Here is a 13411-nt window from a genome sequence, read left to right on the forward strand (position 1 = left end):
CTTGATGTGTGGATGAACGGGCGCCTTGTCGGTGATTACAGCTACTCCGCCAGTACCGGCATCAGCTTCCAATATGAACGTGATTGGTTGGACAATGGATTTGCCGTGTCGCGCCAGCTGCCTCTCACGGACCGGGTTCAGAGGGGAGACCGGGTGGCGGCGGTCTTTGAGAACTTGCTGCCCGACAACACAGACCTGCGCCGTATTCTTGCGGAACGCACCGAAGCGCGCTCGGCGCGGCCCCATGATTTGCTCTCCGTCATCGGTCGAGATTGCGTCGGAGCCATGCAGTTCGTTCCCAAAGGCAGTGATCCCGGTGATCCGTTCGCCTACGACAGCGAGGCACAGGGCGAGGCAGAAATCGCTGACACGCTACGCAATCTCGCAACGTCTCCGCTTGGATTGCGCGAGGGCGAGCCATTTCGCATTTCTCTGGCTGGGGCGCAGGAGAAGACGGCCTATTTCCTGAAAGATGGCCAATGGCATCGCCCATTGGGACTGACCCCAACCACCCATATATTCAAGCGTTCAATGGGGGTGGTGAATCAGCAAATTGACATGTCTGACAGTGTCGAAAACGAGTACCTGTGCCTCGAACTGACCCGTAGCCTTGGGCTGCCTGTGAACAAAGCGCAAATTGGTACTTTTGAGGATCAAAAAGCCCTCATTCTCACGCGTTTCGATCGACGCCATCGCCAAAAAGACGGCACGCTCTTGCGAATGCCGCAGGAGGATTTTCTGCAGGCAATGGGTCTGGAATCCGGTCAAAAATACCAGGAATATGGCGGCCCGAGCTTTGAGGATTGTGCAGAACTGGCGAAAGGTTCAGCGGCACGAGAGGCAGATATGGCGCTGTTGGTAAAAGCACAGATCGTCTTTTGGATTCTACAGGCCACAGACGGGCACGCAAAAAACTTCTCAATCGAGATGCTGACCGATGGGTACAAGATGACCTCACTCTATGACATCCTGAGCGCGGCCCCTCATGACGCAGGTGGCAATCTGCGTAAGAAAGATGTCCGAATGGCCATGTCGGTCGGAGACAAGCGATATTACCGCATGGACCAGATACATCCTCGGCACTTTGCACAAAGCGCGGCACGCTCGGGCATTCCCCCTCGCGTTTTCAGTGAGGCCATTGCGGAGCTTGCAACACGCGGTCAACAGGCAATTATCCAAGTGGGCGACGAGCTTCCAGAGAATTTCCCGGATCGGGTTGCCGGGCCAATCATAAAGCTGGCTCAAAGCAGGATGCGGGTTCTTGAGGGCTTTGTAAAAGGATAGGTGATTGGTCCTCAAGAGCATCCGGCTGCAGACAGAACCGGGCCGGTCGTTCTTTGGCAATACCGGTATACACCTGACCTCGGTCGAACAGGTCAAGAAACAACCATTCTTATCAAGCTGAACTGGGCGCTGACCAACACCACCTGTTTCTACCTGAATGGGAGCGTCATCGAGCACAGCCTGCAGGATTGTCGGTCCGCTGGTCATGATCCTGTTTTTTTGCAAGTAGAGCCGAACATCCCCCAACCTGATGTCGCGTGCGAAATACAGTTTGTCAAAGACACTCTCTGAAAACGCTGCTTGAGAGAACAAGTCCAGAAGTGTTGAATTGGGCGCAAGGAAACCAACGCGACCGATCGATGTTGGCTACCCCTCATTTAAGCAGCTGAGGACCGCAGGATATGAAACAGATTTCCATAAACCTGATCGGCGCGGGTCGAGTCGGGCGAACCTTCCTGCACCTTCTGGCGGCAAACCCGAATTGCCGGGTTCAGGATGTCCTCAGCGCCAACTACAGTTCGGCCCAAAACGCCGTCGAACAGGCCGGGGTCGGGCGCGCCGTGCAGCAGATTTCGGAATTGCGCCCCGCCGAACTTTGGATCATCGCAGTGCCGGATACTCAGATCGCCGCGGTGGCGGCGGACCTTGCCGATGGGCTGGCCGGGACAGATGCGGCACGGCAATCAGTGGCGTTTCACTGCAGCGGCTTTTTCCCGGCTGCTGAGATGGATCCGCTGCGGCGTCTGAACTGGCACCTTGCCAGTGTTCATCCGGTCTTGTCCTTCGCCGACCCAGTGAGCGCAAAAGACCAGTTCAGGGGTGCGCTGTGCGGGCTTGAAGGTGACGAGGCGGCCCTGGCCGTCATTCAGCCCGTGCTGGAACAATTGGCGGCCGAGTGCTTTGCAATCCGTTCAGAGGGCAAAAGCCTCTATCACGCGGCAGCCGTGATCTCGAACAACTTTACCGTCGTGTTGCAAGCGATCGCACGAGAAGCCTGGAAAGATGCGGGCGTGGCGGATGATATTGCACGTCGGCTGAACGAAAAGCTCCTCGACAGTACGGCTGAGAATGTCCGTTCTTTGGGTCCGCAGCAGGCACTGACGGGCCCGGCGGCTCGCGGCGACGAACAGGTTGTCGTCTCTCAGGGTCAGGAGGTTGCGCGCTGGCATCCGGAGGCTGGCGAGATTTATCGTATCCTGAGCAAACTGGCGCGTGCCATCAAGACAGGCGACTGACTTTGTTGTGATGTTTCTGAATGAACAAAGAGGTCACGCGGAATGAGCAGAGACCGGTCGTGATTTTACTTTTCAGACCATGTTCGCGACAGGATCACATCCTTCGTATTGTGCCGCTCGCCACAGACACCAAAGAGACGAAGATCAAAGGTCACATGCGGTCATTGTGTGATTAACGGTGGGCAATGCTACTCGGAGGCCAGCTTGCCTGTGGCAACAAGAGTTTCAAAATACTCGCCCTACGATCGAAGGATTTCCGGAGCTTTCTGATGCTTGGCTTGACCACGGCATCATCGAAAGCGCCCTGCTCAAAGTGCCCAGCAGCCTCAAGATCGAACCAAAGACGCGTGACCACCAATTCCTTCTGATCGCTGGTCACCTTGACAACAAGGGCCGCGCCGAGATGTCCGGGAAGCTGTGCAATTTTGAAGTAGGAGCCCCGGCCATAACTTCTTTGCTTCGGGTTGATTGCGGAGTTCACTTGCTTTCAACGCCACCAGGGAGGGACAGCTTTGTGGACTTCGATTTGCTTAACGCCGAGGTGGGCCGTGTGTCGTCAGAGGAGTTTGGAGGACCGCGTGGCCGCACTAAAGGCGCTATTTCTACGTCCCTCCCATGTCCCCAGACCGAAGACACTTTACGGTCTGCTTCCTTTGCAAAAAACATGTTGGAGACCTATACCATGACCCCGGTAAGCATTTGGATTGGCATCGATTTCGGCACACCAAATTCGGCGGTGGGACGTCGGATTTTTTAGAGTTTCGATCGGGAACCATCATCCCAGTGGAACACAGGCCGATCATGCTCTAACAATCACGTTGGACCAGTCAGATAGGGCTGCTCAGCCTCCAAACGGGCCGCTGTTCAGCGCGGTGACCTGAAGATCAGGCAAGGCGTCGCTGATGCGGCCACCGGTGGTTCCGGTGGCAAATAGTTGCGCCTGACGCAGGGTGTCAGCGTGGGACCGGGCCCATTCGACCATCAGGTCTTTCTTGGCGTCATGGGCAACCAGGGCCAGTTTCAGCGGTTTACCTGATGAATTGCTCGACGTAATCCGCCCCGAAACCAACCTCTTCATAGTGCTTACGGCACATGTCGATCTTGGTAAAGACGTCCTCGTAACCCATGGTTTTGCCCCATGGATCGACATAAAGCATCACGCCGTTGACCTGAAAATAGGTGATCATCTCGTCTACATCATCGGGCACAACCAGCGTATGGGTTTCACCCGGCGGCTCGAACACATAACCGCCTTCCTGCGCCACCCAGTCATGTTCCAGGTAATGCCAGCGGCCTTTCAGAACAAAACCGTGAACGGGTTGTGGGTGCCGGTGCCGCGACAGAACCCCGGATTTCCGTACGCGCAGCAGGTTCATCCAGTAACCCTGCGACCGGTTCAAGCACAACGGCCGGAAAGAGACATTTTCGGTTTGCGGCACCCAGATGCGCTCATCCGTGGCCACAGCGTCAGGGATGACGATCTCATCCTGCGCGTCCTTTGGAAAGGGCAGTTGGTAGGGCATTCTGGGCTCGTCGTCGTGTTCTTGCACTGGCATCAGATGCCCTCCTCACATTGCAGAATAGCCACCGTCTACGGGATAGACGGCACCTGTCACGAAAGCAGCTTCATCCGACAGCAGCCACGCGGCCAATGCCCCCACTTCCGCAGGTTTGCCCCAGCGATCCAACGGCGTCCGACTCAGGATCGGCTGGTTGCGGTCTGGATCGGCGCGCAGGGCCTCGGTCATTTCGGTTTCGATCCAACCCGGTGCAACCGCATTGACACGCACGCCGTCTGCAGCCCATTTCCCGGCCAGCGCTTTAGTCAGCTGCGCTACCCCGCCCTTACTGGCGGAATAGGCCGGAACCAAAGGCCCGCCGAAGTAGCTGAGCATCGACGCCGTGTTGACAATAGCCCCGCCGGACGCGGCCAGCAGGGGCTGCGCGGCCAGACAACAGCGCATGGTCCCGGTCAGGTTGATGTCGATCACCGTTTCAAAGGTTTCGATGTCATATTCCGCACCGCGGGCCAGAATGCCTGCGCAATTGACCAACCCGTCCAGCTGCTCAATCCCGGCGAAAAATGCGGTGACGGCCTGCGTGTCACGCACGTCCAGCTGCACGCAGGTCTCGTTGGGGTGTTGCGCGGCGCAGGCTGCGACCTCGTCCGCGCCGACGCCGGTCGCCGTCACACGCCAGCCCTTGCGGCGCAACTCACCCGCGATACCAGCGCCGATGCCGCGGGTTCCACCAATGACAACGGCGTGTTTCATGGGTCAGCCCCCTTCCGCCAGAAACGCCTCGACAGCGTCTTTGCGCGGCATCGGAGCAACCGCCCCATACCCTTGGGTCGACAACGCAGCCGCGGCGTTGGCATAGCGGGCGGCGGTGAACGGATCGTCCCCGACCACGATACGCGACAGGAAGGCACCGTCAAAGGTGTCACCCGCAGCGGTGGCATCAACCGCATCGACCCGGCGGCCTTTGACTCGTTCGCGCTTGTCGGGGGTGGCGACCAGAGTGCCCTCGGCCCCCAGCGTCAGGGCGATAATTTTTGCGCCCAGCTCCAGATAGAAGTCGGCGATGGCATCCGGATCGGACAGACCGGTCAGTTGCTCGGCATCATCCAGCCCCGGCAGAGCGATGTCGCATTGCGCCATGGCGGCATGGGTCACGGCCCGTGCACGTTCGATCGGCCAGAGCTTCAGCCGCAGGTTGGTGTCATAAGAGACCATGCCCCCGGCCTCTTTCACGATCCGGATGGCAGCAAAGACGGCATCGGCGGCGGTGTCGGAAATCGCCTGACTGATACCGGACACATGCAGGATCTTCGCCGATTGCAGCGCGGACACCGGCAAATCATCCGGCCCCATCCGGCTGCTGGCGGACCCCGCGCGGAAATAGCTGAATTCATGCCCGTTCGCGCCGTGGGTCACGAAATATACCCCGGTATGAGCATCCGAGACCTGACGCACGGTCGAGGTGTCAACGCCCTCAGCCTGCCACAGGTCCATGAAGGAATTGCCGAACGTATCCGCCCCGATATGCGTCACATATCCAACGGATGCCCCCTGGCGTGCGGCAGCGATAGCGCAGTTCGAGGTGTCTCCGCCATGTCCGGGTAGGTAGTTGCCGTCCGGTTGCTGGTTGAACTCCAACATCGGTTCGCCAAGGCACAGAATATCGGGGGTCATTGTCATCTCATCTCAGGTAAAGGGGCCAGCCCGGGTGCGCTGGCCAAGTTTTGTGGGAGGATTATTCGGCCGTATAGCTTCGGCCGACACCCTGAATTTTCCAGATACGGAAGTTCGGGATTTCAGGATTTTCAAAGTTCATGTCGCCATCAACCCAGATATGCAGGTGGTTCGAGACCACATACATCTCGCCATCCGGCCCCCAGGCCAGCGTGTCGGGCCAGTTCATTTCCGGGTGGTGAACGAAGCGGCTGATCTGACGGGTGGATTCATCGAATTTCATGATCCCGTCCAGCGACAGTGCGGTCATGTAGATATTGCCCGCGTTGTCTGCCGTCATCCCGTCGGTGTTCGAGGGCAACACGGCTGCAACCTCCACCGCATTTTCGATCACGGTTTCATTGGTTTCAAAGTCGCGCAGAACCTCGGTTGGCAAGCTATACAAGTGATTGCCGGTCAGGTTGGTCCAATAAAGCGTTTCCTTGTCGCCCGACAGCGCGATGCCGTCAGCCCCTGTGCGCATCCCGCCATTTTTCAGAACCGGGCGGTCGTCGATATTAAAGAAGAAATTCGGCTCATCATTGGTGAACCGGTGTTGATCCAGAATGCGGCGCACCGAGTTGGTGTTGCTGTCATAGACGATCAAACCACCGTGCAGCGGATCGCAGAAAATGCCGCTGTCAGCGATGTAGGCAAAGCCGGTGTCGTTATCGACGGCCAAATCGTTCAGGAAGGAACACTGGCGATCCGCTTCTTCCGCCGTGAAGACATAGCGCTGGATTTCCTTGTTCTCTTTCAGATCCCACAGCACCAGCTTTGCGTCGCCGTCTTCGAAGGGGGGCCCCGCCACGTGGCCCTGATCCAGGATCCACATCACGTCGTTGCGGTCAATCTCAAAACCCAGGACGGCCTTCAGACCATCGGGGTTCGACATGCTGTTCATTTCCTCAGACGGAAACGCCTCCAGTTCCCACGTGTCGCCGTTCTTGACCAGCTTGGACACTGTCGAGGGGATTTCCGCTCCGCCCCAGCGCGCAGTTGAGACATAGATGTTGCCCTGACTGTCGACCTTGGCACCCTGAATCAACGCCTTGCCGAAAATCTCGCTGCCTTCCCAGGCGGACTTCGTAGCCTTATCCTTGACGGCATAGGGCAGGCTGTTCCATTCCGCTATGACCTCGGGCTCGTTTGCAAGCGCCGGGGTGGCCAGAACGGCGGTTAGGGCCACCGTGTTGAGCATTCGTTTCAGCATGTATTCCTCCCTTGCTGATCTCTGGTGCCCCGCAGGCTGTTGCGAGCGGCTTGCGGGGCGTTTTGGGTCAGATACGGCCGTATTTCGCCAGACCTTCGCGCAGCGAGCCGCTTTCGATAATCAGGCGCGCCTGTTCGGCTTCGCGCTCATCAATCTCGCGCGCCATTTCCAGAACCGCTTCGGCATGGTCACGCGGCACGGCGACAGCTCCGTCGATGTCGGCCACGATGATGTCGCCCGGGTGGACGATCACTCCGCCCATGTCGACTTCAACGTTCGAGGCCAGGGTTTTGATGCGGCCCAGCGTGGTGCCGGGGCTGACACAGCGGGAATAGACCGGGAAGTCATAGTCGCGTTTGATTTCGACCAGATCGCGCACGCCGCCATCCAGAACCGCGCCTTCGTGTTTGTTGGCCACGGCACCAGCGGTCATCAGGCCGCCCCACAGCGCCACATCGGTCGTGCCGTTGGTCGAGATCACGATGACCGACCCGGCCTCGGATTCGTCGATGGCGTCCAGCGCGTGCTGGGGCGGCAAGAATTCGTCGGTGGCCCCTTCCAGAATGGTCATGGCCGGACCGACGATCTTCTTTTCGTTGATGCGGGGCTTGATCGAGGCGGGCAGAAAGCCGGTCTTGCCTGCCACCTTGTCCACGGCATCGGCGACGGATGCGGTGGCCACGTCGCGAAACCCGGCAACGAGTTCTTGGGTGTTCATGAGAGTATCCTCTTACGTTGGGAAGATTGAAAGGATGCGGCCGAGAGGGCCGCGTTAATTTGTGCGCGGGCCAGGCTGATGTGACCGGCCTCAAGCGCCTGGGCGGGCAGCAGGTTTCCACCCATACCGACGCAAAGCGCGCCAGCGTTCAGATAGGATTGCGCAGTATCAGGAGACACGCCGCCGGTCGGCATCAGGGCAAGGCCGGGAAACACGGATTTGACGGCCTTCAGGAACCCGGGTCCACCGGCGGCATCAGCCGGAAAAACCTTGATCACCGCAGCGCCGTTTTCCGCGTGATGGTGAACCTCGCCCGGGGTCATTGCACCGGGCAGATATGGTACTTTTGCAGCAGCGGCTTCCCGTGCGGCAGCATCGCTCCAACACGGAGAGACAACAAACTCGGCTCCGGCAGCCAACACCATTTCGGGCTGACCAGCGCTAAGAACTGTTCCGGCGCCAGTGCAGATCGCAGGATAGCGTTGGCGCAGTTCCGCGATCAGTGCAGCGGCATCCGGGACCGTCGAGGTGATCTCCAATGCGCGTATTCCGGCATCGGCCAGCAGGTCGCAGGCCGTCAAAGCAATCTCGGGATCGCTGTGCCGGATCACCGGGACAATTTGCGCCGATCGTAGGCTGCTGACCAAATCTACCATTTGTTCACCCAGTGCTCGGGATGCTCATCGTTGAGAACCTTTGCGACCTCGCGCGCCGCGCATCGCTGCAGCACCGCGACCGAGCGTTCCGAGTACCAGGCGGCATGATCCGAAACGATGGTGTTGCGGCTATGCAGCAGCGGATTGTCCGGCGCGACCGGTTCCTGTTCGAACACATCGATGCCAGCGCCGAAAATACGCCCCTGGTTCAGGGCTTCGGCCAGCGCTGCCTCATCCACCAACCCGCCGCGCGAGACGTTGATCACGACCGAGGTCGGTTTCATCAGCGCAATGTGGTCGGCGTCCAGAATATGCCGCGTCTCGGGTGTCAGCGGCGCGTGCAGGCTGATGACGTCGGCGGTCTTGCACAGGTCGGCCAGATCGACCTTTTGCACATCGGCGGCGGCGGCCGCACCACCCGTCAGATAGGGGTCAAACACCAGAACCGATGTGAACCCCAGCGCCCGAAATTTATGCGCCGCCTGCAACCCGATCTTGCCGCAACCGATAAGACCCAGCGCGGCGTTCTCGCGGCTGGGGATCAGGGCGGCCTGCCCGATGCCCCATTGGCCCTGCCGAACTTCTCCATCGCGGGACGGAATGCGCCGCTGGATCGCCAGATATAGGGCGAGGGCGTGTTCGCTCACTTCGGCTTCAGCGCCATAGTCGGGCACATTGGCGACATAGATCCCGCGCGACCGCGCGTAATCCAGATCGATATTGTCGACGCCCACCCCATAGCGGACGACGACTTTCAGATTTGGGCAGGCGTCGATCACCGACGCATCCACGGTACGTTCCCGCACCAGGATGGCGACCGGGTCCAGCGCCTGCAATGCCGGAACCGCCTCAGTCTCCGGTGTGACCGGCGCGATCTGAGCGCCCTGCGCAGCCAGCACCGAGGCCTCGGTGTCATAGGTGGCGTAGCCGGGTTCAAGAATTGCGATGGTCTGGCAGGTCATGTGACAGTCCCGCGGCATCGGTTACTGGGCCTGATAGGCCGCAACGGCGGCGTCGAGACGGTTCGGCCAGTCTTCGCCAATCTCGCTGACGATGTATTCGCGTACAGCCGGCTGGGCAGCGGCACGGAACATGGCCTTCTGCTCGGGGCTGACAGGGATCACTTCCATGCCTTTTTCCGACAGGATCGTGGTCGCGTTCGCGTCCTGCGCAGCGGTCATGCCACGGTGGATCGTCTTTGAGATTTCAACGCATTGCTCAACGGCCTTTTTCTCGTCATCGGTCAGGCTTTGGTAGAACATGTCCGACATCAGATAGGCGTGCCAGCTGAACACATGTCCATCCAGCGAGACATATTTCTGGTGCTGGTAGAGCGATGCGTTGACGATATTGGTCACACCGTTTTCCTGACCGTCCACAACGCCCTGCTGCAATGCGCCGGGCAGTTCAGGCCACGGAACCGGGGTTGCCGAGGCACCAAGGCTTTCCACCAGGGTCACCCAGACCGGCGCGGTCATCACGCGCATTTTCAGGCCTTCCATGTCGGCCGGTTCGGCCACAGGTTTGACGTTGTTGGTAAAGTTGCGCACGCCGTTGTCAGCGACGCCAAAGTTGCGGATGCCGGTCTGAGCCAGCATGTCCTCGGCCAGCGCGTCACCGAATTCGCTGTCCATCACCGCCCAGGCCATTGCCTGATCGTCGAACAGGTAAGGCATCGCCAGAACCGAGAACGGTTTGTAGACGGCCGAGATCGGACCATCATGAATGGCCGCCATCTGGACGGTGCCCAGTTGCAGGCCCTCCATGATCTCGGACCCGCCACCCAGCTGGGAGGCCGGGAAGATCTGAACATCGATCGAGCCCGAGGTCTTGCCCTCGACACAGGATTCAAACGCCAGCGCAGCGGCGTGTTTGGGCGAGCTCAGGTCAGCGGCCTGGAAATGCGCGTATTTCAGTTCCTTGGCCGAGGTAGCGCCGGCAGCAGTCATTGCAATAACAGCCGTGGCCGTCATCAGTTTCGACATGGATTTCATGAGGTTCCTCCCTTTCATGTCAGTTCGCAAATCCAAAGAAGTTGGGGATGAAGGTGCTGACGCTTGGCACGAGGATGACCAGCAGTAGCACCACGAGTTCAGCCAGCAGCAGCGGCAGCACCGCCTTTGATAGCCGTTCGATTTTCAGTTGTCCGACGGTGGCAATCACAAACAGCACTGGGCCAACCGGAGGTGTGATCATGCCAATGGTCAGGTTCAGCACCAGCATCATGCCAAATTGCAGCGGGTCGATCCCGGCGGAATAGGCGATGGGCCCAAGGATCGGCGTCAGAATGATCAGCGCTGGCAGAGTGTCGATGAAGAACCCGCAGATCAGGGCGAAACCTGCCAGAATGAACAGGATGCCCAGACGGTTCTCAGTGATCTGGGTGATCAGTTTGGCCAGTTCCTGGGGGATCTGCAGATAGGTCAGCAGCCAGGCAAAGATCGACGCCATCGCCACGATCAGAAAGACCGAGGACGTAACCACCGCAGCCCGTACGAAAGCCGCGTAAAGCGTGCGCAAGGTGAAGGCCCGCAGAATGAAGCCCAAAAACAGCGCATAGGCCGAGGCCACCGCCCCTGCCTCGGTCGGGGTGAAGACGCCGAACAGGATGCCGCCCAGAATGATCGCTGGCATGATCAGGGCCGGGATGGCCGACAGGGTTGCGCTGCGCAGCTCGGTCAGGGTCGCGCGATGCTCGCGCCCGCGATAGCCGTAGCGGGTCGACACGATATGGTTGGCAACGGCCAGTGCGACGCCCAGCAGAACTCCCGGCACGATCCCGGCCAGAAACAGTCCCGCAACCGTCACGCCATTGGTCGAGATCGCAAAGATCACTGCCAGAATGGACGGCGGGATGATCGGCCCGATGGTGGCCGTCGCGGCGGACAGGGCACCGGCATAGTTCTTTTCATACCCGGCCTCGCGCATCATCCGCATGACGATGGCCGAAGGCCCCGCCGCATCCGCCAGTGCCGAGCCGCTGATCCCGGCAAACAGCATGGACACAAGGATGTTCACATGCCCCAGACCTCCGCGCACGTGCCCGACCAGAGCATTGGCGAACCGCAGCAGGGCATTTGTCAGACCACAGGCCGTCATCAGCTCGGAGGCGAGGATAAAGAACGGCACCGCCATTAGGGGAAAGCTGTCGATCCCGGCAAACATACGCTGGGTCGCAACCAGAGGGTTCAGCGACCCGTCGATGAAGATCGCCGAAACCCCGGCGATACCCATCGTGAACGCGACGGGGACGCCCAGGAACAGAGTGGCGAAAAACAGGATGATTAGGGTTTTTGCCAAGGCTCAGACCTCCGCCTCGTCGCCTTCAAGGCCGGTTTCGAAATCCTGTTGGACGAAGCGTTTGGCGAAGAAGGCCAGTTGAATCAGGAACAACGCGCAGCCGATCGGGATCGCCAGATAGGGGATGCCCCGTGAAATGCCGGTGGACATGGTTTCCTTGTTCCAGCCGAATTCAACGAAGCGTATGCCCAGCCACAGCATCGTCGCCATGAAGCTGAACATGACGATGACGATGCCCCAGCGCAGAAGACGAGCCAGAGTGTCCGGCAACAAATCAGGGATCATTGTGATCGCAACAAGCCGCCCTTCACGCAGGGCAAGGCCCGCACCGCAGAACGCGCCGAGGATCATCAGATGGCGGGCGACCTCTTCAACCCAGGCAAAAGATGCGCCGAAACCGTAGCGCCCAACCACATTGGCAAAGACGATTGCGAAAACCGCAGCCAAGGCCAAGGCGACCAGCACCCGGTTCAATGCAACGATCCATGTCTCCAGAGTATGCAAAGACGCCCCTCCCAATGTCGTCTCTTCGTTAGAATCAAAACTGGCATACAGTATGCCACAGTGTCAATACTAACACATTGTATGCCAGGCACAGGGCTGCTACTGTCGAACTGAGGAGAGCGATATGAGCCCATTCAACAGACCGAAATCATTGACGGAATTGGTGACCGAGAACCTGCGCGAGCGGATTGTCAAAGGTGAGTTCGAGTTGGGTGAGCAGTTGTCCGAGGCTCGAATCGCCAAGAATCTTCAGGTGAGCCGCACCCCTGTGCGCGAGGCGATCAACCGGCTTGAGATGGAAGGTCTGCTGGTCGTCGAGCCGCAAAGGGGGTCTTTCGTGTTCAACTTGGAACCAGAAGAACTGGCTAAGCTCTGCGATGCGCGTGTCTGCCTTGAGACAACCGCCTTAACCTCGGCCATGCAGGCGAACCCGCAGGCGCTTCATGCCGCGCTTGGCGACTGCGTCGATCGGATGAAAGTGGCCCGCGAAACTGAGAACGATGCAGACTACCTGCTTCAGGATACGATGTTCCACCAACGCCTTTTCGATTGTGCCGATAATCGGTTTCTCAACGACGCGTATCAGACGATCGCATTGAAAATGGCGGCTTTGCGAAGCCGGTTGGGTTACCACCCAGATCACATGGAAAAATCATACCGCGAACACCTAGAGTTGGTGCAATGCGTTCGGGATGGCGACGTTCACAAAGCGCTGGAGATACTGAAACTTCATATAGACAGGAAAGAAGGGTCCTATTGGAGCGATGCGACAAGCATGGACAGCCTTACTCAACAGTCGAAGTGAGCAGCCCCGCTTCTCTGCGTTCAGGCAGTAATGCCAGTTTCATGAAGCTTCTGGGGGTTTTCACTGAGCGTTAGGTGCATTTTCCTCTTCAGGCAAACCCCGTGAAATTCAATCACAAGCGGCCGTCACAATCATCTCAACCTTGAGCACGTCGCGCGCCAGCTTGGCCTCGCCACAGGCGCGCGCCGGGGCATGGCCTTCCGGCGCCCAAGCGTCCCAAACATCATTCATCTCGGCAAAATCCTCCATGTCTGCCACCCAGATCACACATTGCAAAATGCGGGTTTTATCGCTGCCCGCCTTGGCCAACAAACCCTCGACCTTGGACAGGATTTCGCGGGTCTGATCTGCAACCGTGGCAGCGTCCGACGTCTGGCCGCACAGATAGGCGACGCCATTGTGCTTGACGATCTTGCTCATGCGCTGACCTGTTTCGATACGGGTGATTGTCATGTCGGATATC

General features: G+C 58.9%; 16 protein-coding genes. 3 read left to right on the forward strand and 13 right to left on the reverse strand.

The genetic code is table 11. The annotated features are described in order from the left end of the window. The first annotated feature begins 12 nt into the window (after positions 1-12). Together GOX88_RS21760 and GOX88_RS21770 are read left to right on the forward strand one after the other, a co-directional pair. The gene (locus GOX88_RS21760) at positions 13-1284 is read left to right on the forward strand and encodes a HipA domain-containing protein (RefSeq protein ID WP_254443401.1); all 1272 of its coding nucleotides are present in this window, start codon (positions 13-15) and stop codon (positions 1282-1284) included. A 401-nt stretch (positions 1285-1685) separates the two neighbouring features. Beyond that, a complete protein-coding gene (locus GOX88_RS21770) occupies positions 1686-2519 on the forward strand; it encodes a Rossmann-like and DUF2520 domain-containing protein (RefSeq protein WP_170407054.1) in 834 nt (277 codons plus the stop codon). Positions 2520-2691: 172 nt separating this feature from the next. Here GOX88_RS21770 and GOX88_RS21775 read toward each other — a convergent pair whose 3' ends face one another. From GOX88_RS21775 to GOX88_RS21830, 12 genes are all read right to left on the reverse strand, one after another. Continuing rightward, positions 2692-3000: a hypothetical protein gene (locus GOX88_RS21775; RefSeq protein ID WP_170407057.1), complete on the reverse strand. Its 309-nt coding sequence runs from the start codon at positions 2998-3000 to the stop codon at positions 2692-2694. A 360-nt stretch (positions 3001-3360) separates the two neighbouring features. Then, complete coding sequence (locus GOX88_RS21780) at positions 3361-3597, reverse strand: hypothetical protein (protein ID WP_170407059.1); 237 nt, start codon at positions 3595-3597, stop codon at positions 3361-3363. Further along, a complete protein-coding gene (locus tag GOX88_RS21785) occupies positions 3548-4075 on the reverse strand; it encodes a 2,4'-dihydroxyacetophenone dioxygenase family protein (RefSeq protein WP_170407062.1) in 528 nt (175 codons plus the stop codon). The genes GOX88_RS21780 and GOX88_RS21785 overlap by 50 nt, the downstream gene beginning before the upstream one ends. Before the next feature lie 12 nt (positions 4076-4087). Further along, entirely contained in the window at positions 4088-4792 is a 705-nt protein-coding gene (locus tag GOX88_RS21790) for an SDR family NAD(P)-dependent oxidoreductase (RefSeq protein ID WP_170407065.1), read from the reverse strand. Between the two features lie 3 nt (positions 4793-4795). Further along, complete coding sequence (locus GOX88_RS21795) at positions 4796-5713, reverse strand: sugar kinase (RefSeq protein WP_170407068.1); 918 nt, start codon at positions 5711-5713, stop codon at positions 4796-4798. A 61-nt stretch (positions 5714-5774) separates the two neighbouring features. Beyond that, positions 5775-6965, reverse strand: coding sequence for an L-dopachrome tautomerase-related protein (locus GOX88_RS21800; RefSeq protein ID WP_170407071.1), 1191 nt, complete (start codon positions 6963-6965; stop codon positions 5775-5777). 67 nt (positions 6966-7032) lie between these two features. Beyond that, positions 7033-7683, reverse strand: coding sequence for an RraA family protein (locus GOX88_RS21805; protein ID WP_170407073.1), 651 nt, complete (start codon positions 7681-7683; stop codon positions 7033-7035). Then, the gene (locus GOX88_RS21810) at positions 7680-8339 is read right to left on the reverse strand and encodes a bifunctional 4-hydroxy-2-oxoglutarate aldolase/2-dehydro-3-deoxy-phosphogluconate aldolase (RefSeq protein ID WP_170407076.1); all 660 of its coding nucleotides are present in this window, start codon (positions 8337-8339) and stop codon (positions 7680-7682) included. Before GOX88_RS21810 ends, GOX88_RS21805 begins: the two co-directional genes overlap by 4 nt. Continuing rightward, positions 8333-9301 (reverse strand): C-terminal binding protein, encoded by a 969-nt coding sequence (locus tag GOX88_RS21815; protein ID WP_170407080.1) that lies wholly within the window; start codon positions 9299-9301, stop codon positions 8333-8335. Before GOX88_RS21815 ends, GOX88_RS21810 begins: the two co-directional genes overlap by 7 nt. A gap of 21 nt (positions 9302-9322) precedes the next feature. After that, the gene (locus tag GOX88_RS21820) at positions 9323-10333 is read right to left on the reverse strand and encodes a DctP family TRAP transporter solute-binding subunit (protein WP_254443400.1); all 1011 of its coding nucleotides are present in this window, start codon (positions 10331-10333) and stop codon (positions 9323-9325) included. A gap of 19 nt (positions 10334-10352) precedes the next feature. Beyond that, a complete protein-coding gene (locus GOX88_RS21825; RefSeq protein WP_170407084.1) occupies positions 10353-11639 on the reverse strand; it encodes a TRAP transporter large permease in 1287 nt (428 codons plus the stop codon). Between the two features lie 3 nt (positions 11640-11642). Further along, positions 11643-12143 carry a TRAP transporter small permease gene (locus tag GOX88_RS21830; RefSeq protein WP_170407090.1) on the reverse strand — a complete coding sequence of 167 codons (501 nt, stop codon included), beginning with the start codon at positions 12141-12143 and terminating at the stop codon, positions 11643-11645. A 163-nt stretch (positions 12144-12306) separates the two neighbouring features. On the opposite strand from GOX88_RS21830, the gene GOX88_RS21835 reads away from it, so the two are divergent. Further along, complete coding sequence (locus GOX88_RS21835; protein WP_170407094.1) at positions 12307-12948, forward strand: GntR family transcriptional regulator; 642 nt, start codon at positions 12307-12309, stop codon at positions 12946-12948. A gap of 108 nt (positions 12949-13056) precedes the next feature. Here GOX88_RS21835 and GOX88_RS21840 read toward each other — a convergent pair whose 3' ends face one another. Continuing rightward, complete coding sequence (locus tag GOX88_RS21840; protein ID WP_170407097.1) at positions 13057-13401, reverse strand: RidA family protein; 345 nt, start codon at positions 13399-13401, stop codon at positions 13057-13059. Positions 13402-13411: the final 10 nt, after the last annotated feature.

This window comes from Ruegeria arenilitoris (assembly GCF_013030985.1).
Taxonomy (GTDB): Bacteria; Pseudomonadota; Alphaproteobacteria; order Rhodobacterales; family Rhodobacteraceae; genus Ruegeria; species Ruegeria arenilitoris_B.